The organism is Pseudomonas sp. Lb2C2 (assembly GCF_052112205.1).
GTDB classification, from domain to species: Bacteria; Pseudomonadota; Gammaproteobacteria; order Pseudomonadales; family Pseudomonadaceae; genus Aquipseudomonas; species Aquipseudomonas kilonensis.
Genome location: NZ_JAUTYW010000001.1, coordinates 110,849 through 137,845, shown reverse-complemented (window position 1 = coordinate 137,845; position 26,997 = coordinate 110,849). Strand labels below are relative to the sequence as shown.

The 26,997-nt window shown below is 62.0% G+C and carries 21 protein-coding genes; 13 read left to right on the top strand and 8 right to left on the bottom strand.

Annotated features, from left to right (window positions below; all coding sequences use genetic code 11):
* Entirely contained in the window at positions 1-1,173 is a 1,173-nt protein-coding gene (locus tag Q7F16_RS00580) for a YcaO-like family protein (RefSeq protein ID WP_235399587.1), read from the top strand.
* A gap of 33 nt (positions 1,174-1,206) precedes the next feature.
* Positions 1,207-2,922, top strand: a complete 1,716-nt coding sequence (locus Q7F16_RS00575) for an ATP-binding cassette domain-containing protein (protein ID WP_046062754.1) — start codon at positions 1,207-1,209, stop codon at positions 2,920-2,922.
* A 909-nt stretch (positions 2,923-3,831) separates the two neighbouring features.
* Here the strand turns inward: Q7F16_RS00575 and Q7F16_RS00570 are convergent.
* Positions 3,832-4,200: a DUF6124 family protein gene (locus Q7F16_RS00570; protein ID WP_079305541.1), complete on the bottom strand. Its 369-nt coding sequence runs from the start codon at positions 4,198-4,200 to the stop codon at positions 3,832-3,834.
* A gap of 585 nt (positions 4,201-4,785) precedes the next feature.
* Here Q7F16_RS00570 and Q7F16_RS00565 point away from each other — a divergent pair.
* The 9 genes from Q7F16_RS00565 to Q7F16_RS00525 all read left to right on the top strand — a co-directional run bounded on the left by Q7F16_RS00565 (position 4,786) and on the right by Q7F16_RS00525 (position 17,351).
* Positions 4,786-5,745 (top strand): AAA family ATPase, encoded by a 960-nt coding sequence (locus tag Q7F16_RS00565; RefSeq protein ID WP_003202654.1) that lies wholly within the window; start codon positions 4,786-4,788, stop codon positions 5,743-5,745.
* A 9-nt stretch (positions 5,746-5,754) separates the two neighbouring features.
* Positions 5,755-6,699, top strand: a complete 945-nt coding sequence (locus Q7F16_RS00560; RefSeq protein WP_014339082.1) for a DUF58 domain-containing protein — start codon at positions 5,755-5,757, stop codon at positions 6,697-6,699.
* A complete protein-coding gene (locus Q7F16_RS00555) occupies positions 6,696-7,190 on the top strand; it encodes a DUF4381 domain-containing protein (protein WP_046062756.1) in 495 nt (164 codons plus the stop codon). The genes Q7F16_RS00560 and Q7F16_RS00555 overlap by 4 nt, the downstream gene beginning before the upstream one ends.
* The gene (locus tag Q7F16_RS00550; protein ID WP_046062757.1) at positions 7,183-8,262 is read left to right on the top strand and encodes a vWA domain-containing protein; all 1,080 of its coding nucleotides are present in this window, start codon (positions 7,183-7,185) and stop codon (positions 8,260-8,262) included. Before Q7F16_RS00555 ends, Q7F16_RS00550 begins: the two co-directional genes overlap by 8 nt.
* Positions 8,259-9,995: a tetratricopeptide repeat protein gene (locus Q7F16_RS00545; protein WP_046062758.1), complete on the top strand. Its 1,737-nt coding sequence runs from the start codon at positions 8,259-8,261 to the stop codon at positions 9,993-9,995. Before Q7F16_RS00550 ends, Q7F16_RS00545 begins: the two co-directional genes overlap by 4 nt.
* On the top strand, positions 9,992-11,629 hold the full coding sequence (locus tag Q7F16_RS00540; RefSeq protein ID WP_079305537.1) for a BatD family protein: 1,638 nt from the start codon (positions 9,992-9,994) through the stop codon (positions 11,627-11,629). Before Q7F16_RS00545 ends, Q7F16_RS00540 begins: the two co-directional genes overlap by 4 nt.
* 240 nt (positions 11,630-11,869) lie before the next feature.
* Positions 11,870-13,114: an exonuclease SbcCD subunit D C-terminal domain-containing protein gene (locus tag Q7F16_RS00535; RefSeq protein ID WP_409555389.1), complete on the top strand. Its 1,245-nt coding sequence runs from the start codon at positions 11,870-11,872 to the stop codon at positions 13,112-13,114.
* On the top strand, positions 13,111-16,752 hold the full coding sequence (locus Q7F16_RS00530; protein WP_409555388.1) for an AAA family ATPase: 3,642 nt from the start codon (positions 13,111-13,113) through the stop codon (positions 16,750-16,752). The genes Q7F16_RS00535 and Q7F16_RS00530 overlap by 4 nt, the downstream gene beginning before the upstream one ends.
* On the top strand, positions 16,749-17,351 hold the full coding sequence (locus Q7F16_RS00525; RefSeq protein ID WP_046062762.1) for a glutathione S-transferase: 603 nt from the start codon (positions 16,749-16,751) through the stop codon (positions 17,349-17,351). The genes Q7F16_RS00530 and Q7F16_RS00525 overlap by 4 nt, the downstream gene beginning before the upstream one ends.
* A 170-nt stretch (positions 17,352-17,521) precedes the next feature.
* Here the strand turns inward: Q7F16_RS00525 and Q7F16_RS00520 are convergent, their stop codons facing one another.
* The 7 genes from Q7F16_RS00520 to Q7F16_RS00490 form a co-directional block, all read right to left on the bottom strand.
* Positions 17,522-17,647, bottom strand: a complete 126-nt coding sequence (locus tag Q7F16_RS00520) for a hypothetical protein (RefSeq protein ID WP_003180680.1) — start codon at positions 17,645-17,647, stop codon at positions 17,522-17,524.
* A 174-nt stretch (positions 17,648-17,821) separates the two neighbouring features.
* Positions 17,822-18,001: a hypothetical protein gene (locus Q7F16_RS00515; RefSeq protein ID WP_018611529.1), complete on the bottom strand. Its 180-nt coding sequence runs from the start codon at positions 17,999-18,001 to the stop codon at positions 17,822-17,824.
* A 156-nt stretch (positions 18,002-18,157) separates the two neighbouring features.
* Positions 18,158-19,333 carry a lactonase family protein gene (locus tag Q7F16_RS00510; RefSeq protein WP_409555387.1) on the bottom strand — a complete coding sequence of 392 codons (1,176 nt, stop codon included), beginning with the start codon at positions 19,331-19,333 and terminating at the stop codon, positions 18,158-18,160.
* Entirely contained in the window at positions 19,320-19,619 is a 300-nt protein-coding gene (locus Q7F16_RS00505) for a DUF5629 family protein (protein WP_409555386.1), read from the bottom strand. Before Q7F16_RS00505 ends, Q7F16_RS00510 begins: the two co-directional genes overlap by 14 nt.
* Before the next feature lie 238 nt (positions 19,620-19,857).
* Complete coding sequence (locus Q7F16_RS00500) at positions 19,858-21,438, bottom strand: aldehyde dehydrogenase (NADP(+)) (RefSeq protein ID WP_409555385.1); 1,581 nt, start codon at positions 21,436-21,438, stop codon at positions 19,858-19,860.
* A 12-nt stretch (positions 21,439-21,450) separates the two neighbouring features.
* Positions 21,451-22,443 carry an AraD1 family protein gene (gene araD1 / locus Q7F16_RS00495; protein WP_079305527.1) on the bottom strand — a complete coding sequence of 331 codons (993 nt, stop codon included), beginning with the start codon at positions 22,441-22,443 and terminating at the stop codon, positions 21,451-21,453.
* A gap of 203 nt (positions 22,444-22,646) precedes the next feature.
* A complete protein-coding gene (locus tag Q7F16_RS00490) occupies positions 22,647-23,969 on the bottom strand; it encodes an MFS transporter (protein ID WP_046062765.1) in 1,323 nt (440 codons plus the stop codon).
* A 193-nt stretch (positions 23,970-24,162) separates the two neighbouring features.
* Between Q7F16_RS00490 and Q7F16_RS00485 the strand changes: the two genes are divergently transcribed.
* Entirely contained in the window at positions 24,163-25,899 is a 1,737-nt protein-coding gene (locus tag Q7F16_RS00485) for an IlvD/Edd family dehydratase (RefSeq protein ID WP_014339057.1), read from the top strand.
* 240 nt (positions 25,900-26,139) lie between these two features.
* Positions 26,140-26,859: a FadR/GntR family transcriptional regulator gene (locus Q7F16_RS00480; RefSeq protein WP_003202686.1), complete on the top strand. Its 720-nt coding sequence runs from the start codon at positions 26,140-26,142 to the stop codon at positions 26,857-26,859.
* Positions 26,860-26,997: the final 138 nt, after the last annotated feature.

Genomic DNA, 26,997 nt, shown 5'->3' with positions numbered 1-26,997 from the left:
ATGTCAGAACGAGAACTATCACCCACCGAAGCGCTATTCAATATCATGTCTACGCTCCACACACTGGACCTCAGTGCAGTAACACGGTATACGACACCATCCAAGCTAGTAGCGACGGCCGAATTATTTGATGGCAACGACAACCTCGTTGAATCGGGGGCTGGCAAGGGACCAGACTCACTAATAGGCGCACTGGCAGAAAGCATTGAACACTTCAGCACGTTCCAGCCTCTTGCTGATGCTCCCATACGATACCGCTCCGACAAGATAGCTACTCAAAAAGCAGTTACAGAAGATGGGATTTTTACCAGCCTGCCTTACACCGAAAAATTAATCGAATGTTTCAGGCTTACCTCGCTCAATAACAATGAAGAGCTATTCGCTCCGTGCGTCCTTCTACGCCCTGAAACGACGCAAAACATCCACGAAGATTCGAATTCTGCACTGCGCTTTTTATCTCGCTACTCATCAAACTCAGGAATTGCTTTTGGCTGCACAGAGAACGAAGCACTGTTACATGGTGCCCACGAAACAATCGAAAGGCATATCCTCTCTCTTTTCTACATGGCTGTCTGTGGCCTCGGTCCGGCAATGGAACTATACACACCTTCTGCGGCGTTGCTTCGAACAGCGCTGAGGAGCCACCCCGCTGCCTTGGCGTCAGCGAACAGACTGCAAGTGATCATTATCAAGGATGTGCTGTCAGTTTACTTTGCAGTGGCTTTTCCCAAAGCGGGCCCTGGAGCTCACCATCTTTCACCCATTGGCTCCGGATGCTCGCTTGAGATCCATACTGCAATCCAAAGGGCAGTTACTGAACAATTCCAGTCCGAGGACTTATACGATGCCGCTGAAGAATCTATAGATAGAGAAACTTTTGATCTACTATCTAAATCAAGACGCCTGAAACACTTGATTGACTTCGCACCCGTCACAACAGCGACACTTCCTACAATTGACGCCCCTGCACATATCAACTCCACGACAGTTTCCGCACAACTGGAAAAACTGCAAAAAAACCTATCAAACACAGGAATGAAAATATTCCGCCGAACCGTAGCCCGCTTTTCAAGCAACAGCATCGTCACTCAAATTTATATTCCAGGACTTGAGCGATTCAATATCATTAGAAACGGTCGTTTGGTGGTACCACAGTACGTGTTACGCGGTTGAATTATCGAACACAAAGCAACCAGGAGCGAGTACATGCATAGCATCCGGGCAATGATAAAAAACGCCTATAAAAAACACACCAAACTTCTAGCAATGACGATAGTCACAATCATCGCACTCAAGCTCATCACACTTGCCCCTCCACTGTTACTCGGAACCATCATCGACACCCTGCAAGGCGACAGAAACCCAGCATCCAGCACCCTGCTCGCACTGACGACAGGCCTGATTGTCGCGGGATGCATTCATGCCATCATCACTCCTCTGCAGCTCCATGCGCTGTCCAAGCTGGTACAGAGTATTATCATGAAGGCTTCCATTGAGTGGATCACCGAACTCATAGGCAAAGAGTTTTCGTTATTCAACTCTTGGAGAATCGGCCATTTCATAAAATCGGTCGAGCGCGGAATTACTGCGCACGAACAACTACTCACTTTCATTGTGACCATCGCACTTCCCGTACTCTTGGAATTCATAATTGTTGGGGCTGCTTTTATTTACATAGGGGACAGTGAAATTTTTTTGAGCATGACGGCGTTCGGAATTATCTATCTGGCTGTTACCCATCAAATTATCAAATGGCGGAGAAGGCACATTGATGCAGTCAATGAGCAGGAAGATGAGTTAAGTGCCCACCTCTACAACACCCTCAACGCGGGAAAAACCATAAAACTGGAAAGTGCCATACCCACTGCCCTGCACCCGTTGAACGCGGCGTTCGGACGTTATGCCGACGCTGCTGTGACTACGGCATCCTCTGGCGGCCTGCTGAGCGCCGCCAAGATACTGTTCGTAAGCCTTTCCACTGGGGGATTGCTCTATTGGGGCGTCCTGGACCAGCTTTCGGGGCATCCCAGTATCAGTGTCGGGCAGCTGGTTGCCATTTTTTCAATCGCGGGGAGTTATCTGCTCAGTATTTCAACCTTGACTGAAGGGTATCGTGTTCTTGATCAGTTCCTTGCAGACCAGCGTCAATTTCAGGGTCTGCTATCACTTCCGGATTTCGATCGCAGCAATCGGCTGGCCTGGGTTGATTTCCAGCGGTCCTCAGTTCTGGAACTCGGCCCCTGCGAAGTCGCAGGAACGGGACCGCTTCGCCTGTCGATCAAGCGCCCCCTGGCATTTGCTCAAGGGCAGTCAGTGGCCGTTACGGGGCCTAGCGGCGCAGGCAAAACCACTTTTCTGGAAGTCCTCGCCGGGCTTAATGCCTCAGAGCGAGACCAACTGAGTATCGACTCGGTACCGGTCTCACTTTTGTCCGGTCAAGCTCACTTGGACGCCTTGAGATATTGCCCCCAACAACCGCGGTTTCTGGAAGGCTCTTTTGAACAATCGGTTCTGTTCGGAGGCTGCGCATCGCCGATTTTGTCTAGAGCCATACGGCAATTGGAACTGGATGAGATCGTGACAACACGGCAGGTCAGCGAAAATGCATCGAATATCTCCGGAGGCGAAGCCAAACGCCTATCACTGCTGCGCCTGATCAACAAGCCCGGGAAATTCAATATGTTCGACGAGCCAAGCGCATCCATCGAACCTAGGCTGACCACGCCTCTTTGGGACCTGTTATTCGACGTTTTTGCCGGGCAGGGGTTGATATGTGTCACCCATGACGTTGACCACCTGCATCGGTTTGACCGGGTCATTGTGATGCATGACGGGGCAATCGTAGACGATGGTCCGTGGCGGGAGCTGGTCGACAGGCCAGCAGTCAAGCTTCTGGTGGATGAGATTCGGACGCAGAACTAGCGAAATATAGTGCTGGATCTGCTGCCGTCATCGTCGGATCGCCGCCGGAGCAGGCTCGCTCCCAAGGTTTTGCCGTTTGCCCAGAATTTAAGGAATGACACAAGTCCCTTGTGGCGAGGGAGCCCCCGCCGCGTCTTCGACGCCGCGCTGTCGCGCAGCAAACAATTATTCGGCCTAAGATAGGAGCTTTCGCCACCGTGTAACCTGCGCCTTGGAGTCTATTTAGAAGATCAGATACCTGAGTTTTTGGGTAGGAGCTTGCTCGCGAAGTCAGTCTGACAGCTGGCCAGGATTATGGCCGAGTACATATCCATTGCTGCGGTAACGGCGGCTTAGGGTTCCGCCCTGACGGCGGCTCACTTTTGAAAAGCGCAAAAGTAAGCAAAACGCTATATGCCCCACCACTCGGCACCTCGCTTAGGCTCGGTGTGCCCGAACGCAGGCATTGCTCCGTGGGCCGCCGCGAAGGGCCATCCATGGCCCAGCGCGGCTATCCCGGCATCCATGCCGGGATGCCCACTCCACAATGCCTGCGTTCGGCCATCGTGGTTAACGGGGCGCCGAGATCAACGTCCGTCGCGAGGCGGCCTCATAGCCGACCTGGCTCTTCCGGTCGTACTCCGGTCCAATTGTGGGAGCGAGCCTGCTCGCGAAGGCGGTCTGATAGTTGGCCATAGATTCTGGGCAACCACATTTTCAGTGGAAATTGAACCTTCTCGCTACCGTGCAGCCTTGACCTAGAATTTGTTATAGAAAATCAAATGCTTGCGTTTTGTTTGATAGGAGCTTGCTCCCGTTCGGCTGCGTAGCAGTCGCAGGCCCGGCGGGCGCGGTGTGTATGGGGAACCGCGCCGGCTCGGTTTGGGGCTGCTGCGCAGCCCAGCGGGAGCAAGCTCCCTCGCCACGGGGTTATGTCGGCTGACGGGTTTCGATGTTGTCCAGTGCACGGTTCGCCAGCAGGCTGCCCAGTTCGATCAGTTGCTGAATGCCCAGGAGGAAATGCCGGCGTGAACCGTCCAGGTCGAAAGCCAGGTCATTGGCCATGGCATTGGCTGAAGCCAGGGTTTCGCTGAGGTAGGCAAGCAAGCTTTCGGTGTCGATGTCTTTGTTGACGGTGAAGAGTTGGCCGGGGGCAGGTTCTGCTTCGGGTTTGTCCGGTTTGGGGTTTAGGTAATGGTCGAGGACTCGGTCGGTGACTTCGTCGTGTTTTTGGGACTTGGTTTTTGGGCGCGGTGAGGACGAATCGGTGTTCGGTGGGTTGGGGGTTACTTTGAACATAGATGAAACTCCAGATTAGAAAATTGGAGCCATCTCTCTCGCTACCAAACGAAGGGGAGGTGGCCATACGAAGGTTGGTAGACCGGTTACCTGGCAACCCGGCGCGTCCAAGGACGCCCTGCGCATGACCACCATAAAACAGAGGACGAAAAGCCCCCTATATCAGGCTGCACCTGCGCCAGAAAACCGGGCTACCAAACCCGATCGCTGATTCATCAGCGACCCGGAAACGATAGAACCTGCCTCCCAAGCGCACAAGCCGGCGGATTCTGGCGCAGTCGTAGGCAATGGCGCAAGACCACGTAGCCTGTTCCAGAGCACTCCTACGTCCGGATAAACACCCCTTCATTTTGTGAGCGCTTTGCACTCAAGCGGGAGCAAGCTCCCTCGCCACGGGGTAAGTGCGCCTGTCCGGGTGGGATTCATGGCAAGCAAACCCACCCCACAATGTTTCCAAGCCGATCACAATTCACACGGCCGATCAAAATCCCGTTAGTCGCCACCCCCCGCCATGCATTAAAGTAACGCCCCCAGCCCCGGCGTTATCCGAACGCCTGGGGCCACCCTTTCCAGGAACAGTCACCGATGGAACATCGTGAAGCGCTGCTGGCGCTGCGAACCTTTCTTTCAACGCAGATTCTCGGCCAGGAAAAACTCATCGAGCGCCTGCTCATCGCCCTGCTTGCCGACGGCCACATGCTGGTGGAAGGCGCGCCGGGGCTGGCCAAGACCAAGGCCATCAAGGAACTGGCCGAAGGCGTCGAAGCGCAATTCCATCGCATCCAGTTCACCCCCGACCTGCTGCCCGCCGACATCACCGGTACGGAAATCTACCGTCCGGAAACCGGCAGTTTCGTGTTCCAGCAAGGGCCGATTTTCCATAACCTGGTGCTGGCGGACGAAATCAACCGCGCCCCAGCCAAGGTCCAGTCGGCCTTGCTCGAAGCCATGGCCGAGCGCCAGGTCAGCGTCGGACGCAGCACCTATGAACTGTCGCCGCTGTTCCTGGTGATGGCCACGCAAAACCCGATCGAGCAGGAAGGCACCTACCCGCTGCCCGAAGCCCAGCTCGACCGTTTCCTGATGCACGTCAAGATCGGCTTTCCCGATGCTGCGGTGGAACGCCGCATCCTCCAGCAGGCCCGGGGTGAAGCGCTCAACGGCGAGACCAAGCCCGAACGCCGCGTGAGCCAGCAGGCGATCTTCTCCGCACGCAAGGAAATCCTCGGGTTGTACATGGCCGACGCCGTGGAGGAATACCTGGTGCAACTGATCATGGCCACCCGTAACCCGGCCAAGTTCGACCCGGAAATGGCCGAGTGGATCGCCTACGGCGCCAGCCCACGGGGCTCCATCGCCCTGGACCGCTGCGCCCGTGCCCACGCCTGGCTGGCCGGACGCGACTTTGTCAGCCCGGAAGATATCCAGGCCGTGCTGTTCGACGTGCTGCGCCATCGCATCATTCTGTCGTTCGAAGCCGAGGCCGCCGGCATCGACCAGGACCGGGTCGTGCAGCGGATTCTCGACGTCGTCGCTGTCGCTTGAGCATGCACCATGAATAACCCTCTGGCGCCCGCACCGGGCATCCGCGTCAGCCTTTCGGAGCTGATCGAGATGCGCCATCGCGTGCGCGAGGTGCAGTTGTTCTCGACACCGGGACAGCGCAGTCCGCTGATCGGCCTGCATCACTCCAAGTTGCGCGGACGCGGGGTGGATTTCGACCAGGTGCGGGTCTACCAGGCCGGCGACGACGTACGCACCATCGACTGGCGCGTTACCGCCCGGACCCAGGAGCCCCACACCAAACTGTTCCACGAAGAACGCGAGCGACCGATCTTCATCATGATCGAGCAAAGCCACCGGCTGTTCTTCGGCTCGGGGCTGGTGTTCAAGTCAGTGCTCGCCGCCCAGGCCGCCAGCCTGATCGGCTGGGCCGCACTGGGGCACAACGACCGGGTCGGCGGCCTGGTGTTCGGCAACAACACCCACTACGAGGTCAAGCCGCGACGCAGCAAACAGAGCCTGCTGCAATTGCTCAACCGGCTGGTGCGGGTCAACCAATCGCTGCACACCGAGGCCGAGCCGGACCGCGACTCGTTTGGCATCGCCCTGCGTCGGGCCCGGGAAGTGCTAAGACCCGGCAGCCTGGTGATCGTGATTTGCGACGAGCGTGCGTTGTCCGACAGCGCCGAGCAGCAACTGAGCCTGCTGTCGCGCCATTGCGACCTGTTGCTGCTGCCGCTGTCCGACCCGTTGGATCACGCCTTGCCCGCCGCTGGCTTGCTGCGCTTCGCCCAGCGTGGCGCCCAACTGGAACTCGACACCCTGAATTTCGAACTGCGCCAGGCCTATCGCGCCCAGGCCGAGGCGCGCCAGGAGCGCTGGGAATTGCTGGCGCAGAAACTGCGGATCCTGATGATGCCCCTGAGCACCCAGGGCGATATGGTCGAGCAACTGCGCGAATACCTGAACCCCAAGCGCGCCGGAAAAAGCCGATGAGCAGCCTCGATCAATTACAGCCACTGATGGCCCCGCCTCCCATCGGCTTCTGGCCGCCCGCACCGGGCTGGTGGTTGCTGCTGGTCTTGATCCCCTTGCTGGGCCTGGGGCTGTGGCAATTGCGCCGGTTCATTCCCATCCAGCGCACCACCGCCCGCAGCGAACAACCCCTGGACCCGGTGCGCCTGGCCGCCCTGGCCGAACTCGCCCGGCTGCCCAAGCCCTACGACGGTGCACCGGCCGGTGCCTGGCTGCAACAGCTCAACGGGCTGCTCAAGCGCCTGTGCCGCAACCACTATCCTTACAGCCAGAGTCACACCCTCAACGGGCGCAAATGGCTGGCCTTCCTGGATAACCGTTGCCCGGCCGCCGGCCTGACGCGCTGGATGATATTGGTGGAAGGCGCCTACAAACCCGAATGCAAGCTCGATGACAAAGCCATCGCCGGCCTGACCCAGGCGGTCGAAATCTGGATTCGCAAACATGTTTGAGTTCGCCTGGCCGTGGGTTTTTGCCCTGTTGCCGCTGCCCTGGCTGATGCGCCTGGTGCTGCCGGCGGCCGACAGCGGCGAGCCGGCGCTCAAGGTCAGTTTCCTCGGGGACCTGGAAGGCCTGGTGGGCCGGCGAGCCCGGGCCAATCTGCCAACCTGGCGGCAACAGTCGCCCTTCATCCTGCTCTGGCTGCTGTTACTGATCGCCGCTGCCCGACCGCAGTGGTTGGGGGAACCGTTGCCCATCGCCGCCAGCGGCCGCGACCTGTTGGTGGCGGTGGATGTCTCGGGCTCCATGGACTTTCCCGACATGCACTGGAAGGACGAAGACGTCAGTCGCCTCGCGCTGGTCCAGCATATGCTCGGGGATTTTCTCGAAGGCCGCGAAGGTGACCGGGTCGGCCTGATCCTGTTCGGCAGCCAGGCCTACTTGCAGGCACCACTGACCTTCGACCGCCGCACCGTGCGCCATTGGCTCGATGAGGCACGCATCGGCATCGCCGGCAAGAATACTGCCATCGGCGACGCCATCGGCCTGGCCCTCAAGCGCCTGCGCCAGCGGCCGGCCCACAGCCGCGTGTTGATCCTGGTCACCGACGGCGCCAACAATGGCGGCGAAATCGACCCACTGACCGCCGCGCGACTGGCCGCCGACGAAGGTGTGAAAATCTACCCGATCGGCATCGGTGCCGACCCGGAACAGAGCGGCACGGCGGGCTTTCTCGGAGTCAACCCGAGCCTGGACCTGGACGAGGCGACCCTCAAGGACATTGCCCAGGCCACGGGCGGTCGTTATTTTCGTGCCCAGGATGGTGAGCAATTGCTGGCGATCAAGACCACCCTCGACCAGCTCGAACCGGTGACCCAGCAACCGACCCAGGCGCGCCCTGCCCAGGCGCTGTATCACTGGCCCCTGGCCGTTGCGCTGCTGTTGAGCATGTTGCTGGTGGCCCGTGCCCGCTGGCCGGACAATCCGTTGCAGCGCCTGTTCAACCAGCCGCTGTTCCAGCCGGCCCAACACACCGAGTGGCGCCAGCGCCTCAAGCGCCTGCGCTTGCGGAGGCGTCGATGATCGCCCTCTGGCCACACTGGCTGCGCCCCTGGTTCGTGTTGCTGCTGCCGTTGCTGGGCTGGTTGCTCTGGCAACTGTGGCATCGACAGAAACGCGTGGGCCGCTGGCAGATGATCTTGCCGCCCGCCTTCCATGCCGTGCTGCTCAGCGGCGGCAGCGGGCGGGAAAGCCGGTTGCCGTGGATTGCCCTGGGCCTGGGTTGGCTGTTGATCGTGCTGGCGTTGCTGGGACCGAGCTGGGCGCGGGTCGAACAGACCAGCCAGAAACCCGCCGACCCGCTGGTGGTGGTGCTGGAACTGACCCCGGAAATGCTCGCCACCGATGTTCCGCCCACGCGCCTGGAACAAGCCCGGCGCAAGGTACTGGACCTGTTGCAGAACCGCAGCGATGCCCAGACTGCGATCGTCGTCTATGCCGGCAGCGCCCATACGCTGGTGCCGCTGTCCGACGATCTGGCCACCAGCGCCAACCTGCTCGAAGCCCTCGCGCCGTCGATCATGCCCCAAGGCGGCCATCGCGCCGACCTGGCCGTCCACAAGGCCATGGCCCTGCTGGATCAAGGCGAACTCGGCCACGGTCGGATCCTGCTGATCGGTTCGTCGTTGAATGAACAGGAACGCCAAGGCATCCGCCAGATCCTCGACGGATCCGCCACGCAATGGCTGATGCTGGGTATCGGAACCCGCGAAGGCGCCCCGGTTGCCCAGGAAGATGGCAGTTACCTCAAGGATGCCCAGGGCGCGATCCTGGTGCCACGCCTGGACAGCCCGGGCCTCAAGGCCTTCGCCAATGAGTTGGATGGCCGCTACCGGCCCGCGCGGCTGGACGACAGCGACCTGCGCGGCCTGGGCCTGCTGGCCGGCCCTCGCCACTTGCGCAGCGACGGACAAACCTTGCGCCTGGACACTTGGGCCGACCAGGGCTATTGGCTGCTCCTGCCGCTGTTGCTGCTGGCCGCCTGCGCCGGGCGGCGAGGCTGGCTGTTTTGCCTGCCGCTGCTGTTCGTGTTGCCGCAAACCGGCCATGCCTTCGAGTTCCAGGACCTGTGGTTGCGCGCCGACCAACAGGGCCAGCACTTGCTCAAGCAGAAGCGTCCAGCCGAGGCGGCCACCCATTTCGAGGACAGCCAGTGGCAAGGCGTTGCCCTGTACGAAGCCGGCCAATACAGCGAAGCTGCCCGGCGCTTCGCCGAAGGCAACGACGCCCGCGCGCACTACAATCGTGGCAATGCCCTGGCCCGCAGCGGTGAGCTGGAAGCCGCACTGGATGCCTACGAACAAGCCCTGGAGTTACAGCCCGACCTGCGCCCTGCCCAAACCAACAAGGCCTTGGTACAGAGCCTGTTGAACGAACAGACACCACCGGCGCAGGAGCCCAAGCCCACCGAAAGCGAGGAACCGGGCCCTACTGAACAAGCACCGGATGCCGATTCACCCAGCCAGTCTTCCGAACCGGGCCAGCCATCCGCCGAGGCAACCGCGACGCCGGACCAATCCCAGCCACCGCGAACGGCCCAGCCACCCACCGCCCAGGATGTGCCGGGCAGCGAGCTGCCGGACGAGCAGACCACCACTCCGCCGCTGCGTCCCGCCGCCGGCCAGCGCAATGAAGAAGAACAGCGCCAGGCAACGGAACAATGGCTGCGCCAGATCCCGGATAATCCGGGCGAGTTGCTCAGGCGTAAATTCTGGTATGAACAGCAAAGCCATCAGGCCCAGGGAAAAACCCAATGACCCGCTTCACCGCCTACCTCCTCGTCTTGCTGCTCTGGGCCTCTGGGACCCAGGCTGTACAGCTGACTGCCAGTGTGGATCGCAGCCGCCTGAACTCTGGAGAAACGGTGGAACTGACCCTGGAATCCAACGACGCCACCTTGTTCGGCAAACCTGACCTCGGCCCGCTCCAGGCCTTGTTCGATGTGCGTGGCACCCGCCAGGTCAACCAGTTGACGACCCTCGACGGTGAGAACCGCGCCACCACCCGCTGGATCGTGACCCTGCTGCCACGCCGAAGCGGCACCGTGGTCATTCCGTCGCTGCAACTGGGCGAAGTGACCAGCCAGCCGATCACCCTGCAAGTGATCGAAAGCGAAACCCGCAACGCCTCGGGGACCCTGGCGCCGGTGTTCATCGAGGCCAGCCTCGACCAGCGCGACGTATACGTGCAGGCCCAGGCGATCCTGACCCTGCGTATCTACCATTCGGTGTCGCTGTACGACGACAGCAGCCTGACGCCGCTGCACATCCCCGATGCCCGAACCGAACAGCTGGGCGAATCGCGTACCTATGAAAAAGTCATCAACGATGTGCGCCATGGGGTAATCGAACTGCGGTATGGCATCTACCCACAGCGCAGTGGCGAGCTGACGATTCCAGCCCAGGCATTCAGCGCCACCCTGGTCGAACCGGTGGCCCAGGACGCCGCCCCTTCGGGCCCCAAACCCGGCCAATTGATGCGGGTCAGCTCCGAGCAACTGCTGCTGAGCGTCAAACCCAAGCCTGCCAGCTACCCGGCCGACGTACCCTGGCTGCCCGCACGCAGCCTGTCCTTGAGCGAAAGCTGGAGCCCGGAACCGACCCACAGCCAGGTCGGCGATTCCCTGACCCGCAGCCTGACCCTGGAAGCCGAAGGCCTGGCCAGCGCCCAGTTGCCACCGCTGCCGGCCACCGAGATCAATGGCCTGCGGCGCTACCCGGACCAACCGGTCCTCAGCAGCCGCAGCAGTGAGCGCGGGCTGGTGGGCAGCCGCGAAGACCGCGAGGCGCTGGTGCCAAACCGCAGCGGGACCATCGAGCTGCCACCGGTGGAAGTGGTCTGGTGGAACACCCTGGAAGATCACCTGGACCGCACCAGCCTTCCGGCGCGGACCCTGCAGGTGGCGAACAATCCGAGCCTGATGGTAGACACGCCGGCCAGTACGACGCAGATCGTCACGACGGTCGACAGCGACACCCTGTGGTATTGGCAATTGAGCAGCCTGATCCTGGCCTGCACCACGCTGCTCGGCTTCGGCTTGTGGTGGCGGGCCCGCTCGCAGCCCGCCGTCCTGCGCGCGACCCAGGCCGGGCCCAGCCCGCGCACCCTACTGGACGACCTCAAGCGCGCCTGCCTGGCCAACGACTCCCACGCCACCCGCCAGGCCCTCGACGCCTGGGCCCGCCAGCAGCCGGAAACCCTGGCCGACATGGCGGCGCGCTTCGTGCCGCTGTCCGACGCCCTGGACGGCCTCAACGGCGCGCTCTACAGCGAGACCGGCCAGCACTGGCAAGGCGAAGACCTGTGGCGGGCCATCCGTACCATCCCGCCCACCGAAGGGGGGGTGGACTCGGCGGGTGATTCGGGGTTGCCGCCGCTGTACCCCAAATAAACCCGCTTTTTTTCGTAACCTTTGTGGCGAGGGGATTTATGTGGGAGCACGGTCCCTCAGAAATCGAGTCGCCTTCATCGCGGGCAAGCCTTGCTCCCACATAAATCTCCTTGCCACAGGATCGGTGTTCATGGATCCAGCGAAGTTGAACAAGTCCTAGCCCCGGTTTCCCAGTAAACTCTGCTTCTTTTAGCCGCCCTTCTCTTCACCGCGGCCATCATCTGTTTTCTGGAGTTCACCTTGCGTCTGTTTCACACCTCCGACTGGCACCTGGGGCAAAACCTGCACGGCCAGGAACGCGATTTCGAACACGCCTGTTTCCTCGACTGGCTGCTGCGTCAGCTGACCCAAGAAAAACCCGACGTGCTGCTGATCGCCGGCGACATCTTCGACACCGTCAACCCGCCGGTCAAAGCCCAGGAACGGCTGTACGATTTCATCGTCAGCGCCCATGAACAAAACGCCAACCTGACCATCGTGATGATCGCCGGCAACCACGACTCCGGTTCGCGGATCGAGCTGCCTGCGCCACTGATGCGGCGCTTGCGCACCCATGCCCTGGGCCGGGTGCTGTGGCTGGACGACGGCCAACTGGATGTCGAGCGCCTGCTGCTGCCGTTGCCCGATGCCAAGGGCAAGGTCAAGGCGTGGTGCCTGGCGCTGCCGTTCCTGCGCCCCGCCGAAGTCACCGGTGCGCAACTGGGTGACGACTACCTGCGAGGCATCGGCCAGGTGCATGAGTGGCTGATCGCCGCGGCCAACAGCAAGCGCAAGAAAGGCCAGGCGCTGATCGCCATCAGTCATGCGCACATGGCCGGCGGTTCGGTGTCCGAGGACTCCGAGCGCAGCCTGATCATCGGCAACGCCGAGGCCCTGCCCGCCAACCTGTTCGGCCCGAGCATCAGCTACGTCGCCCTCGGCCACTTGCACAAGCCGCAGAAGGTCAACGGTGAAGAGCGTATCCGCTACAGCGGTTCGCCGATCCCGCTGTCATTTTCGGAGATCGGCTATCAGCATCAGATCCTCGACATCACCCTGGACGGCGAAACCCTGGTCAAGGTCGAGCCGCGCCTGATCCCACGGGCCGTCAACCTGCAACGCCTGGGCCCGGTGCCGCTGGCCGATCTCCTGGTGCAACTCAAGGAACTGCCCGACATCGACCTGTTGGCCGATGTCCAGCGCCAACCCTGGCTGGAAGTGCGCGTGCGCCTCGACGAACCGCAGCCGGACCTGCGTCACCAGGTGGAAACCGCACTGCAAGGCAAGGCCGTACGCCTGGTGCGGATCGGCGCCGAGTACGCCGGCAATGGCGGCGCCGGCAGTGCCGATGACAGCAGCGCGCTGGTGGAGCTGGATCAACTCAGCCCGCAGGAGTTGTTCAGCCGCGCCTGGCAGGACACCTACGGCAACGAAGTGGACGAACAGACCCTCAAGGACTTTGCCGTGCTGTTGCAAGACGTGCAGATGGAGAGCGAGCAGCCATGAAGATCCTCGCGATCCGCCTCAAGAACCTGGCGTCCCTGGCCGGGCCTTTTGAAATCGATTTCACCACCGAACCCTTGGCCAGCGCCGGCCTGTTCGCCATTACCGGCCCCACGGGCGCCGGCAAGAGCACGTTGCTCGACGCCTTGTGCCTGGCGCTGTTCGGCGCCGTGCCGCGTCTCAACAACACCGGCCGCGACGCCAAGGTGCCAGACGTCGATGGCGACATTGCCACGGGCGACCCACGCACGCTGTTGCGCCGTGGCACCGGCGATGGCTTTGCCGAAGTGGATTTTCGCGGCATCGACGGGCGCCGCTATCGGGCCCGCTGGGAAGCCAATCGCGCCCGGGAAAAGGCCGGCGGCAAGTTGCAAGCCAGCCGCCAGAGCCTGCGAGACCTGGACAACGATCAACTGCTGGCAAGCCAGAAAGGCGAATACAAGACCCAGCTCGAAGCGGCCCTGGGCCTTAACTTCGAACAGTTCACCCGTGCCGTGCTGCTGGCCCAGAGCGAGTTCAGCGCGTTCCTCAAGGCCGATGACAATGATCGCAGCGAACTCCTTGAGAAACTCACCGACACCGCCCTGTATACCCGCCTCGGTCGCCGCGCCTTCGACAAGGCCAAGCAAGCCAAGGACAGCCACCGCCAACTGCAAGACCAGGCCACCGGTGTCACGCCGTTGGCCCCCGAGGCCCGGGCCGAGCTGGACCAGCGCTTCAACGACGCCCAGCAACTACTCAAGGCCCAACAGGCGCAACTCAAGCAACTGGAGCAGCAGCACACCTGGCTGCGCGACCTGGGCCTATTGCAAGATGAACACGCCAGCGCCGCCGAACAGCTGCAACAGGCCCAGGCCGATTGGAACGCCCTGGCCGACGAACGCCTGAAACTGGTCCGCCTGGAACAACTGGCACCCCAACGCCATCAGTTCATCCGCCAGGCCGAACTGAGCCAACAGCTCGACCCCTTGGCCTTGCAGATCCAGCAGCTTACCCAGCAGCAGCTCAATCTCCATGACCAGCAGGCCGAACTGGAAAAAAGCCTGGGCGCCGCGCAACTGGCGCTGGCTGCGGCCCGGCAACACAGCAGCGACAGCGCGCCGTTGCTGCGCCAGGCCTTTGAAGAGCAAAGTACCCTGGCCCGTCTCGCCAGGGACGCCAGCCAGGGCGCCGAGCGCCAGGAACAGGCGCAACAGGCCTGCACCGAAGGCCAGCGCACCATCGACACCTTGCTCGAACAGCAACGGCAGGTGGCCGAGCGCTTGCAGCGCATCGCCGGCGCGTTGGAACAAAGCACACACCTGGCCCCGCTGAGCGATGCCTGGAACGCCTATCGCGATCGCCTCCAACAACTGATGCTGATCGGCAATCGCCTGAACCAGGGCCAGGCCGAACTCGCCACACTGGAACAAGGCGCCACCCGCGCCGCCGAGGAATTGGCCAGCCGTCGGCAAGACCTTGAAGTGCTCTACAAGGAAGCCGGCGCCGAGCCGGAGGCAGTGGCCGAACAGATCCAGTTACTCGGCACCCTGCTGCAAGACAACCGCAAGCAATTGCGTGCCTTCGAAGACCTGACCCGGCTGTGGGCCAGCCAGCAAGAGCTGGACAAACGTGGCGCCGAGCTTGAACAACGCCAGCAACGAGCGTTGCAGGAACGTGACCGGCTGGTGCGTGAAGGCGGCGAAGCCAAGGCCGAACTGACCATTGCCGAACAGACCCTGACCGTCACCCGCGAGCTGCTGGAGCGCCAGCGCCTGGCCCGCAGCGAAAGCGTCGAGCAACTGCGCGCACAGTTGCAGGATGAACAGCCCTGCCCCGTGTGTGGCAGTGTCGAGCATCCTTATCATCAGCCCGAAGCCCTGCTGGAAAACCTCGGGCGCTTTGATGAAACCGAAGAGGCTAACGCTCGCAAAGCCGTCGACCTGCTCAATGAAAAAGTCATCGACCTGCGGGCGCAATACAGCGGGGTCATCGCCCAGCTCAAGGAACTCAAACAGCAGCAGGAACAGCTCGCCAGCCAGCAACAGAGCCTGGCGCCCAGCCTTGAAGCCCACCCGTTGTCGGCGCAACTGCTGGCCCAGGAGGCGAACAAGCGCGACGCCTGGCTGACCCAGCAGAACAGCCAACTGAACCTGCGCATCAGCCAGGACGAACAGCGGCAAACCGCCCTGCTGACCTTGCAGCAGGACGCCGCGCGCATGGCGCAGCGGCTGCGTGAAGCCGAGGCAGCCAGCCAACAGGCGTCACAGCACCTGGGCAACCAGCAGCAGGAGCTGGCCCGCGATCGCCAGCGCCTGGACGAGGAGCTGAGCCACTTCAGCACCCTGCTACCCGCTGACACCCTGCAGGCCTTGCGCAGCGAGCCCGCCGCAACCTTCCTGCAACTGGACCGGCAGATCGCCCAGCGCCTGGAGCAACTGGAACAGCAACGCGACGAACTGGGCGAACAGCTCCAGCGCCAGCAGACCGTGGAGAAAGAGCAGGACCGCCAGCAGACCCGCCTCCAGCAACTGGAAGCGGCCCGCCTGCAATTCAGCGCCCTGAGCGAGCAACAACAAGCCTGTCAGGAGAAACTCACGCAACTGCTCGGCGAGCACACCAGCGCCGAACAGTGGCAGCAACAACTCGACCAGCGCCTGGAACAGACGCGGGATGCCGAGGCGACGGCCAATCAGCAGTTGCAGCAATTGCGCAACGACCTGGTGCAACTGGCCGCCGAACTCAAGGCTCGGCAGGAACAGGCGCAATCCCTGGACCACGAACGCCAGGCACTGGCCGCCGGTATCGCGCAATGGCGCACCACCCACCCGGAACTGGACGATGCCGCCCTCGAGGCCCTGCTCGGCCTGGACGACCATCACGTCAGCCAGTTGCGCCAGCGCTTGCTCAACAGCGAAAAAGCCATCGAGCAAGCCCGCGTCCTGCTCACCGAACGCGAGCAGCGCCTGCAAAACCACCAGGCCCAGCACAACGGCAACCTGGCGCCCGAACAACTTGCCGAAGCCCTCACCGAGCTGCAAACCCAATTTGCCGCCAGCGAACAGCGCTGCGCCGAACTGCGCGCCGAACAGGCCGAGGACCAGCGCCGGCAGAACGCCAACCAGGCCCTGGCCCAGCAGATCGAACAGGCCTACACCGAATACCAGCGCTGGGCACGCCTCGATGCCCTGATCGGTTCGGCCACCGGCGACCGCTTCCGCAAGCTGGCCCAGGCCTACAACCTCGACTTGCTGGTGCACCACGCCAATGCCCAACTGCGGCAACTGGTGCGCCGCTACCGGCTCAAGCGTGGCGGCAGCATGCTCGGACTGCTGGTGATGGACACGGAAATGGGCGATGAACTGCGCTCGGTGCATTCGTTGTCCGGCGGCGAAACCTTCCTGGTCTCCCTCGCCCTGGCATTGGGCCTGGCCTCGATGGCGTCCAGCACACTGAAGATCGAATCGCTGTTCATCGACGAAGGCTTCGGCAGCCTCGACCCCGAGTCGCTGCAACTGGCGATGGACGCCCTCGACGGACTGCAGGCCCAGGGCCGCAAGGTCGCGGTGATTTCCCACGTACAGGAAATGCACGAGCGGATTCCGGTACAGATCCAGGTGCGTCGCCAGGGCAACGGCTTGAGCACAGTGGAGGTGAAATGAGCCACGCCACGCTCTATTCCTTCCGTCGCTGCCCCTATGCGATGCGGGCGCGCATGGCCCTGCGCTACAGCGCGGTCGAGGTGGCGATTGTCGAAGTCAGCCTGAAGGCCAAGCCAGCCGAGATGCTCGCACTCTCCAGCAAAGGCACGGTGCCGGTGCTGCAGGTCGATGGCCGGGTGATCGATGAAAGCCTGGAGATCATGCGCTGGGCCTTGGCCCAGCACGATCCGCAAGACTGGAGGCTACGGGACGATGCCGAAGGCCAGGCGTTGACGGCAGCGCTGATCGAAGAAAACGACCAGGTGTTCAAGCTGCACTTGAATCGCTACAAATACCCCGAACGCCATCCCGAATGCCCGAAGGAACATTACCGTAGCGAGGGTGAAAGCTTTCTGCGCAGGCTGGAGGCACTGCTTGCAACCCGGCCGTTCCTGGCGGCGAATCACCCGAGCCTGGCCGACGTGGCAGTGATGCCCTTCATACGGCAGTTCGCCCACGTCGACCGTGAGTGGTTTGCCCAGGCGCCCTACCCTCGGCTACAGGACTGGTTGCAAAGGTTGCTGGATTGCGAACTGTTCGTGGCGATCATGGCCAAGTAACCATTTGCCCGGCGAGCGCCCTTTTATAGCTAAAGAAGCTTTTGTGGCGAGGGAGCTTGCTCCCGCTGGGCCGAGCAGCGGCCCCCTTTTTGCGATTGCTGCGCAATCGAGCGGGAGCAAGCTCCCTCGCCACAAAGGCAATCATGCAACCCCATTGTTGCCTGATCCGATCAGTCACTCAGCAAGCTCAACAATCGCTCACGCGCCACTTCCAGCTCGCCGGAATCCGGCTGGGCGGCGGAGACAATCGGGGTGGAATAGAGGAACAGCAGCATCACTGCCAGACGCATCGCCATGGTGTCGATCCTTATCGGTAAAGGAGTCAATTTGTCAGCGTCAAATTTAAACACATGGCCAAGTGATATTACAGCAGGATTTCTCTGGAAACGGCGAAGCCTGCGATCTTTTCTCTTTCACCTGATGTTCAGTGAAGATGAAAAGATCGCAGGCTTCAGTCGTTGCGCGATCGTTCAGTGTTGGGTCTTGTGGTCCAACGCTGCATAGAAGTTGGCGCTTTGTTGCAGGTATTTTTCGGTGTAGCTCTGGGTGCGGTTTTTCTTGTCGCTGATCTCGATGCTGGCACTGGCTGGCAATGCCACGGTGGCGGAGATGGCGGAAGCGGCGATCACGGAGAAGAGATTCAGGTTCATGGCGGTAGACCTCGGATTCAGTTGGCTGACTTGCCCGGTGGGGCCGTGAAGCAAACTTACGCGCCGAGGCGTCCTGCGTTGAAATGCTTTGCATCACTTGCGAATATCAGTCTCGTTGATACAACGGCGCAGGCCCCGAAAAACGGGGCCTGCGGTCTATTGACGGACCATGAACTTCAAATCGCTGGGCGCATCCATCGGCATTTTCTGCACGGTTTTACCCAGCAGGCCGGTCTTCGGATCGCGCTCTAGTACCACGATCTGGTTGCTCTTCTGGTTGGCAATCAGCAGGAATTTCCCGCTCGGGTCGAGGCTGAATTCCCGTGGATGATCGCCTTCGACCGAGCGCCGCTGCAGCTCTTTGAGCGTGCCGGCAGCCGGGTCGACGGCGAACACCAGCACTTCGTTGGTGGTGCCACGGTTGCTGACGTAGAGGAACTTGCCATCCCTGGAAACATGCAGCGCAGCCGCCGCCCTGCCCGGTTGCGGCTTGCCGGCGGCCAGGTCGACCAGTTGACGCTGGGTCAAGCGACCGTCCTGATAGTCGAACACCGCCACTTGCGCGCTCATTTCCATGGTCAGCCAGGCGTGCTTACCGTCAGCGCTGAACAGCAGGTGACGCGGGCCGCTGCCGGGTGGCAACTGCACGAAGGCTGGATCGGCAGCGGTCAACGGCAACTCGGGATTGGCCTTGGGGTCGTAGCGGTAGATGAACACCTTGTCCGCCCCCAGGTCGTTGGCGAACACGTATTTGCCATCGGGCGAGGACACTGCGGCGTGCACGTGGGCCGACATCTGCCGCTCGGGGTTGACCTTGCTCGGCTGATGGCTGCTCAACTGCACCACGGGCGACAGCTTGCCGTCAGCGCCCACCGGCAATACCGCCAGGGTGCCGCCCGGGTCTTCCACCACCGAATAGTTGCTGACCAGCAAATGCCGGCCATCACCGCTGAGGCTGGAATGGGTCGGCTCGTTGCCCAGGGACTGCACCTGGTTGATCAGGCTCAGTTCATGGGTCTTCGGGTCAATGGCGTAGCTGCTGACCTTACCCACTGGATCTTTCTGGCCCGGCCCGTTTTCGTTGACCACGAACAGCCGGCTCATGTCCTTGGTAAGGGTCAGCCATGAAGGGTTTTCAGTCTTGATCACTTGCAACGGGTTGGCATCGAGCTGGCCGGTGCGGCTGTCGAACTGCAATCGGTAGATACCCTGGCTCTGCCCGGCGGTGTAGGAGCCCACCAGCAGTTGATGACGTTCTTCAGTGTCCGCCTGGACGCCCATGGCGCCCATGCTGCCGGCCATCAGCAACGGCCAGAGACTACGCATTTTCATCTTTTTCGTCGTCCTCATCGTCGTGGCCGCTGGTGGCTTCCACGCACTCCAAGTGGTGATCGCCCGAATCGCTGGTGATGATCCAGTGGTTCGTGGCTTTATCGAAGGTCGCCGCCTGCATCTGCGCCGGCGTGAAACGCCAGTACTCGAGGGTGCGACCGTTCATGCACTCGACGTGCAATTGGTCCTGCTCGTCGAGGTAAAAATCGAATGCATGCAGCTCGTCGATAATCAGCATGTCGCAGGATTCGAGGGCGTGCAGCAGGGTGTCGGTTACGGCAGTCATGGTGATCAGTCGGTCATTGGGAAAGTCGTCATGATAACCCAATGTGGGCGTGGGCCTTGGGCCATAAGGTTCGAAAGCGCTTTCGACTGGAAGATCGCCATCGCGAGCAAGCTCGCTCCCACAGTTGGATTTTCAGCGAACACAAATTTTGTCTTCACCAAAGCCCCCCTGTGGGAGCGAGCTTGCTCGCGATGAGGCCGGCACATTCAACTTGAATGTAACGGCCTCACCGCAACCCTCAGAGCGCCTCGCGCCCCGGCACGCCATCCACCAACCGCAGGATCCCCAGCGGGTTGGCATTCTTCAGCGGCTCGGGCAACAGGCTGTCAGGATAGTTCTGGAAGCACACCGGACGCAGGAAACGATCGATCGCCAGGGTGCCCACCGACGTACCGCGGGCATCGGACGTGGCCGGGTAAGGCCCGCCGTGCACCATCGAATCACACACCTCCACCCCGGTCGGATAACCGTTGAGCAGGATGCGGCCGACCTTCTGTTCCAGCAGCGGCGTCAGTTCGCTGAACCGTTCGAAGTCCGCCGGCTCGCCGATCATCGTTGCCGTCAGTTGACCGTGCAGGCCGTTCAACGCGGCGGTCAGTTGCGCCTGGTCCGCGACTTCGACAAACACCGTGGTCGGGCCAAACACTTCTTCCTGCAGCGCCTCGTCACCGTTGATCAGCAGGCTGGCGTCAGCCTTGAACAACTGCGGCTGGGCCTGGTTGCCCTGCTGCGCGCGCCCGGCCAAATGCTCGATGCCCGGGTGAGCCAGCAACTTCTGCAGGCCCTTGCCGTAGCTTTGCAGCGTGCCGGCGTTGAGCATGGTCTGGGGCGCCTGGTCGCCGATCAGCGCGGCTACCTGCTGGGTGAAGGCAGTGAACTGCGGCGAACGAATGCCGATCACCAGGCCCGGGTTGGTACAGAACTGACCGCAGCCCTGCACCACCGAGGCGGTCAGGTCACGCGCGACGCTCTCGGCGCGGGTTTCCAGTGCCTGCGGCAACACGATTACCGGGTTGATGCTCGACATTTCGGCAAACACCGGAATCGGCTGCGGCCGTGCGGCCGCCATGTCGCACAGGGCACGCCCGCCCTTGAGGGAGCCGGTGAAACCCACGGCCTGGATCGCCGGATGCTTGACCAGCCATTCGCCAACGCCACCGCCGTAGATCATGTTGAACACACCCGCCGGCATCGCGGTCTTTTCAGCCGCGCGGATGATCGCATCGGCCACGTGCTCGGCGGTCGCCATGTGGCCGCTGTGGGCCTTGAACACCACCGGGCAACCGGCCGCCAGGGCCGCTGCCGTGTCACCACCGGCGGTGGAAAACGCCAGGGGGAAGTTACTGGCGCCGAACACCGCCACCGGACCGAGGCCAATGCGATATTGACGCAGGTCCGTGCGTGGCAACGGCGTACGCTCAGGCAACGCCCGGTCGATGCGCGCACCGTAGAAATCGCCACGACGCAGGACCTTGGCGAACAGGCGCATCTGGCCGCTGGTGCGACCGCGCTCGCCCTGGATCCGTGCCGCCGGCAACGCGGTTTCACGGCAGACCACGGCCACGAACGCATCGCCCAAGGCGTCCAGCTCATCGGCAATGGCCTCGAGGAACTCGGCCCGGCGCACCGCACTCAGGCTGCGGTAGGCGGGATAAGCCGCCGCGGCAGCCTTGGCGGCGGCGTCGACTTCTTCTGCCGTGGCCTGGACAAAGTCATGGGGCAAGGCCTCGCCGGTGCTGGCGTCAACGCTCTGCAGGCGAGTCTGGCCGGCTGCGCTGCGCGCCCCGCCGATGTAGTTGTGGCCAAGGATCTGGTTCATCGCAAGTCTCCTTTAAAGTGTGCCGATAGTACCCGGGTTGAACACCGCGTCCACCGGGGCAATGCCGTTGACCAGCGGCGCGCCGAATTCAGCCTGGCTGATTTCGAACACATCCCCCGGCTGCGTGCGGATGCCATCGGCGAACGACAGGGTCGCGGTGCCGAAGAAGTGAACGTGGACATCCCCCGGACGCAGGAACTGACTGTACTTGAAATGGTGGAATTCCAGGTTTTCGAGGCTGTGGCACATGTTCGCCTCGCCGCTGAGGAATTCGTTCTGCCACAGCACTTCGCCGTTACGCAGGATACGACTGGTCCCGGACAGATGTTGAGGCAGTTCACCCACGCGAAGTTCCGGGCCAAAACTGCAACTGCGCAATTTCGAATGGGCCAGGTACAGGTAATTCTTGCGCTCCATCACGTGGTCGGAAAACTCGTTGCCCACGGCAAAGCCCAGGCGATAGGGCTTGCCGTCGTGGCCGATGACATACAGGCCGCTGATTTCCGGTTCTTCGCCGGCATCTTCGGCAAAGGGCGGCAGCGGGAACGGATGGCCCGGACGGACCACAATGCTGCCGTCGCCCTTGTAGAACCATTCCGGTTGCACACCAGCCTGCCCGGCCTGGGGCTTGCCGCCCTCCACACCCCACTTGAAGATGCGCATGGTGTCGGTCATGGCCGCTTCGTCGCCAGCCTGCTGGTGCATCTTGTCCCGGGCCGAGGCGCTGCCCAGGTGGGTCAGGCCGGTGCCGCTGACCAACAGGTGCGCCGGGTCCGGGTGGTCCAGCGGCGGCAGGATGCGCAGGTCACTGAGCAACCGGGCGTAGTCATGGCTCGCCCCCAGGCCCAGGCCGTTGACCTGCTGCTCAAGCTTCACGCCCGCTTCGATAGCCGCCAGCGCCAGGTCGCGCACGGTGCGAGCGCCCTGCACTTCGCGCACCTGATCGCCCTCGACCACACCGACGCGACGTTCACCGTTACTCAATTCGAACTGAACTAAACGCATATCTTTCTCCTTGTAAGCAAAACTTGAATAGGCGTAGCAGGCTTTTGTGGCGAGGGGATTTATCCCCGCTGGACTGCGAAGCAGCCCCCAAACCGCAACTCGGTGTGCCAGGAAGATTGAGTTCGCTGTTTTAGGGCTGCTGCGCAGCCCAGCGGGGATAAATCCCCTCGCCACAAAAGCTCTCTTCCACAATTGCAATAAGTTCAGGTACGCGTCGCCCCGCGGGCGCTGGCGGCAAACTGGTCCGCCGGCAGCACATGCTTGCGCTCCAGCAGGCGATAGACCACGCCGGTCAAGACCAGGCCGAACACCATCACACACGACAGGAAATACAGCCCCGAGGCCAGGTTGCCGGTGTACTCCTTCAGCGCACCGATCACGAACGGGCCGATGTAGCCGCCCAGGTTGCCCACCGAGTTGATCAACGCAATGCCCGCCGCCGCACTGGCACCGGCAAAGAAACGCCCCGGCAAGGTCCAGAACACCGCTGTGCAGGAAAACAGTGCGAACGCTACCAGGCACAGCGCCGCCAATTGCAACACCGGCACCGACAACCAGGCGCTGAGGAACAGGCCGATGGCGCCCAGCACGTACAACACGGCCAGGTGACCGTAGCGGTCGTTCAAGCGGTCGGAGCTGCGGGGAATGATCAGCAAACCGATGATGCCGAAGATGTAAGGCACCGACGACACGAAGCCGGTCACCAGGTCGCTGCCGCCGAACTGCTTGATCAGCGTCGGCAACCACAGGCCCAGGCCGTAGATGCTCAAGGTCACCGGCAGGTAGAACAGCGCCAGCAGCAAGACACGCTTGTCCTTGAGGGCATGCAGCGGGTTGCCGTGGCGGGTCTGGCCGTATTCCTGCAGGTCTTTTTTCAGTTCACCGGTCAGCCAGTCCTTCTCGGCCTGGTCCATCCATTTCACCTGTTGCGGGCCATCCGGCAGGTAGCGCAGCACCGGCCAGGTCAACAGCACCGCCGGCAGGCCGATGACGATGAACAGCCACTGCCAGCCGTGCAGGCCAAGGATGCCGTCCATGCCCAACAAGCCACCGGACACGGGGCCGGTGATCATCATCGCGATGGGTTGGGAGAGAATGAACAAGCCCAGGATCTTGCCGCGATGGCGCACCGGAAACCACTGGGTGATGTAGTACAGCACGCCCGGGAAGAACCCGGCTTCGGCCGCGCCCAGCAGAAAGCGCATCACATAGAAGCTATGCGGGCCTTGTACGAACGCCATGCCGATGGTGATGGCGCCCCAGGTGATCATGATCCGCGCGAACCAGCGCCGGGCACCGAAGCGCTCCAGCATCAGGTTGCTGGGGATCTCCAGCAGGAAATAACCGATGAAAAACAGCCCTGCACCCAGGCCGTAGGCGGCGTCGCCAATACCGAGGTCGGCACCCATGTGCAGCTTGGCAAAGCCCACCGCAGAGCGATCCACATAGGCGATCAGGTACAGCAGGATCAGGAAGGGAATCAGTTTCAGCGTGATGCGACGTATAAGCCGCAATTCCTGGCTCATGGGACCGGTCTCCGATTGTTGTTGTTATGGAACCTCGGGGGATTTCTCTCGCAAATGACCGCCAGGACAATCCCTCCATTGAATCGGACTATATAGTAATACTATTTACCCAACAACACTTCCAAACCGCACAAATTGCGCTTATGTTACGCTTCAGCTAGAACAATATAGTCATACAATAAGAGAATCGATCATGTCTGATAAGAAACCCTCCCTGCGCTCGGCCCAATGGTTTGGCACCGCCGACAAGAACGGCTTCATGTACCGCAGCTGGATGAAAAATCAGGGCATCGCCGACCATCAGTTCCATGGCAAGCCGATCATCGGCATCTGCAACACCTGGTCGGAGCTGACGCCGTGCAACGCGCACTTCCGGCAAATCGCCGAACACGTCAAGCGCGGTGTGATCGAGGCCGGGGGCTTCCCGGTGGAATTCCCGGTGTTCTCCAACGGCGAGTCGAACCTGCGTCCCACCGCCATGCTGACCCGCAACCTGGCGAGCATGGACGTGGAAGAGGCGATTCGCGGCAACCCGATTGACGGCGTGGTGCTGCTCACCGGCTGCGACAAGACCACCCCCGCCCTGCTGATGGGCGCCGCCAGTTGTGACGTACCGGCCATCGTCGTTACCGGCGGGCCGATGCTCAACGGCAAGCACAAAGGCCAGGACATCGGCTCGGGCACCGTGGTCTGGCAATTGAGCGAACAGGTCAAGGCCGGCACCATCACCATCGACGATTTCCTTGCGGCCGAGGGCGGCATGTCCCGCTCGGCCGGCACCTGCAACACCATGGGCACCGCCTCGACCATGGCCTGCATGGCCGAAGCCCTCGGTACTTCCCTGCCGCACAACGCGGCGATTCCGGCCGTGGATGCACGGCGTTATGTGCTGGCCCATATGTCCGGCATGCGCGCCGTGGAAATGGTCCGTGAAGACCTGAAACTGTCGAAGATCCTGACCAAGGAAGCTTTCGAAAACGCCATCCGCGTCAATGCGGCCATCGGCGGTTCGACCAACGCGGTAATCCACCTCAAGGCCATTGCCGGCCGCATCGGCGTGCAACTGGACCTGGACGACTGGACCCGCATCGGTCGCGGCATGCCGACCATCGTCGACCTGCAGCCGTCCGGACGCTTTCTGATGGAAGAGTTCTACTACGCCGGCGGCCTGCCCGCCGTGCTGCGTCGCCTCGGCGAAGCCAACCTGATTCCCCATCCGAACGCCTTGACCGTCAACGGCAAGAGCCTCGGCGAGAACACCAAGGACGCGCCGATCTATGGCCAGGACGAAGTCATTCGCACCCTGGATAACCCGATCCGCGCCGACGGCGGTATCTGCGTGCTGCGTGGCAACCTGGCGCCACTGGGCGCGGTGCTCAAACCGTCCGCCGCCACCGCCGAACTGATGCAGCATCGCGGTCGCGCGGTGGTGTTCGAGAATTTCGACGAGTACAAGGCACGAATCAACGACCCGGAACTGGACGTCGACGCCAGCTCGATCCTGGTGATGAAAAACTGCGGACCGAAGGGTTATCCGGGCATGGCCGAAGTGGGCAACATGGGCTTGCCCGCCAAGCTGCTGGCCCAGGGCGTGACGGACATGGTGCGGATTTCCGATGCCCGCATGAGCGGCACCGCCTACGGCACGGTGGTGCTGCACGTGGCACCGGAAGCCGCCGCCGGCGGACCTCTGGCGGCGGTGAAGGAAGGCGACTGGATCGAACTCGATTGCGCCAGCGGCCGCCTGCACCTGGACATCCCGGACGCCGAACTCGCGGCGCGCCTGGCCGACCTGCCGCCACCGCAGAACCTGTTGGTGGGCGGTTACCGGCAGTTGTACATCGACCACGTGCTGCAAGCGGACCAGGGCTGTGACTTCGACTTCCTGGTCGGCTGCCGCGGCGCCGAGGTGCCACGCCACTCCCACTGACCCCAAGTCTCCCCCTGTAGGAGCGAGCTTTTTGTGGGAGCTGAGCTTGCTCGCGATGAGGCCCTTCCAGTCAACATCTCTGTTGTCTGTGACACCGCTATCGCGAGCAAGCTCAGCTCCCACAAAAGCTCGCTCCCACAATGGGTCTGTATCTAAATCAAAAATCGCATTAGCGACCCGCCATCGCCGCGCCTGCTATCATGCGCAGCACTCCCCTCGCACAGGATCGCGCCGCATCCCATGGATTACCGTAAACCCTCCGACCGCAAAAGCATGCACGCGCGCATCGTCCAGGAACTGGGCATGCAGATCGTCTCCGGGCGCTTCAAACCGGACGACAAACTGCCCGCCGAAGCCTTGTTGTGCGAAGAGTATGCGGTCAGCCGCCCGGTGCTGCGTGAAGCCACGCGGGTGCTGGTTGCCAAGGGCCTGGTGTATTCGCGCCCGCGGGTGGGCACGGTGGTCAAGGCCCGGCGGGAGTGGCACATGCTCGACCCGGATGTACTGCATTGGCTGATGCAGAGCAGCCCGCAGAATGAATTCTTCAACCTGCTGACCAGCGTGCGCAGCATCATCGAACCAGCCGCCGCCGCCCTCGCCGCACAGTTCGCCAACGAGGACGACATCGCGTCCATCCGCGAGGCCTACCAGCGCATGGAAGCAGCCCCGACCCCCGAGGCCGTGCTGCAACCGGACCTGGACTTCCACAGCCGCATCGCCGACGCCACCCACAACGACCTGCTCGCCAACCTCTGCAACATGTTGTCGGTCGCCATCGCCGAAGCGCTCAAGCATTCCAACCAGCGGCCCAACCTGCATGAGCTGGCGATGCCACGCCACAAGGCGATCCTCACCGCCATCGAGAACCGCGACGCCCTCGGTGCCCGCCATGCCACGCTGGTGCAACTGGACGATGCCCGCAGCGCGCTGAATGTGGTGCTGGGCAACGATCCCGCCTGACATCGCCCCGTAGGCGCTGCCGAGTGCAACGAGGCTGCGATCTTTCCTCTGCCCATTGAATCCCAAGCGAACAGACCGCAGCTTACGGTAGCGACTACCAGGCCTGGCACAACTCGTACTCGACAGGGCGGTAGTTAT

What these genes read in the sequence shown, in the direction of transcription:
- Q7F16_RS00480 (WP_003202686.1), top strand. Translation starts at nt 26,140, where the DNA reads ATGGATTACCGTAAACCCTCCGACCGCAAAAGCATGCACGCGCGCATC.
- Q7F16_RS00555 (WP_046062756.1), top strand. Translation starts at nt 6,696, where the DNA reads ATGAGCAGCCTCGATCAATTACAGCCACTGATGGCCCCGCCTCCCATC.
- Q7F16_RS00570 (WP_079305541.1), bottom strand. Translation starts at nt 4,200, where the DNA reads ATGTTCAAAGTAACCCCCAACCCACCGAACACCGATTCGTCCTCACCG.
- Q7F16_RS00510 (WP_409555387.1), bottom strand. Translation starts at nt 19,333, where the DNA reads ATGAAAATGCGTAGTCTCTGGCCGTTGCTGATGGCCGGCAGCATGGGC.
- Q7F16_RS00545 (WP_046062758.1), top strand. Translation starts at nt 8,259, where the DNA reads ATGATCGCCCTCTGGCCACACTGGCTGCGCCCCTGGTTCGTGTTGCTG.
- Q7F16_RS00525 (WP_046062762.1), top strand. Translation starts at nt 16,749, where the DNA reads ATGAGCCACGCCACGCTCTATTCCTTCCGTCGCTGCCCCTATGCGATG.
- Q7F16_RS00515 (WP_018611529.1), bottom strand. Translation starts at nt 18,001, where the DNA reads ATGAACCTGAATCTCTTCTCCGTGATCGCCGCTTCCGCCATCTCCGCC.
- Q7F16_RS00575 (WP_046062754.1), top strand. Translation starts at nt 1,207, where the DNA reads ATGCATAGCATCCGGGCAATGATAAAAAACGCCTATAAAAAACACACC.
- Q7F16_RS00520 (WP_003180680.1), bottom strand. Translation starts at nt 17,647, where the DNA reads ATGGCGATGCGTCTGGCAGTGATGCTGCTGTTCCTCTATTCCACCCCG.
- Q7F16_RS00500 (WP_409555385.1), bottom strand. Translation starts at nt 21,438, where the DNA reads ATGAACCAGATCCTTGGCCACAACTACATCGGCGGGGCGCGCAGCGCA.
- Q7F16_RS00550 (WP_046062757.1), top strand. Translation starts at nt 7,183, where the DNA reads ATGTTTGAGTTCGCCTGGCCGTGGGTTTTTGCCCTGTTGCCGCTGCCC.
- Q7F16_RS00580 (WP_235399587.1), top strand. Translation starts at nt 1, where the DNA reads ATGTCAGAACGAGAACTATCACCCACCGAAGCGCTATTCAATATCATG.
- Q7F16_RS00565 (WP_003202654.1), top strand. Translation starts at nt 4,786, where the DNA reads ATGGAACATCGTGAAGCGCTGCTGGCGCTGCGAACCTTTCTTTCAACG.
- Q7F16_RS00490 (WP_046062765.1), bottom strand. Translation starts at nt 23,969, where the DNA reads ATGAGCCAGGAATTGCGGCTTATACGTCGCATCACGCTGAAACTGATT.
- Q7F16_RS00540 (WP_079305537.1), top strand. Translation starts at nt 9,992, where the DNA reads ATGACCCGCTTCACCGCCTACCTCCTCGTCTTGCTGCTCTGGGCCTCT.
- Q7F16_RS00560 (WP_014339082.1), top strand. Translation starts at nt 5,755, where the DNA reads ATGAATAACCCTCTGGCGCCCGCACCGGGCATCCGCGTCAGCCTTTCG.
- Q7F16_RS00485 (WP_014339057.1), top strand. Translation starts at nt 24,163, where the DNA reads ATGTCTGATAAGAAACCCTCCCTGCGCTCGGCCCAATGGTTTGGCACC.
- Q7F16_RS00505 (WP_409555386.1), bottom strand. Translation starts at nt 19,619, where the DNA reads ATGACTGCCGTAACCGACACCCTGCTGCACGCCCTCGAATCCTGCGAC.
- araD1 (WP_079305527.1), bottom strand. Translation starts at nt 22,443, where the DNA reads ATGCGTTTAGTTCAGTTCGAATTGAGTAACGGTGAACGTCGCGTCGGT.
- Q7F16_RS00530 (WP_409555388.1), top strand. Translation starts at nt 13,111, where the DNA reads ATGAAGATCCTCGCGATCCGCCTCAAGAACCTGGCGTCCCTGGCCGGG.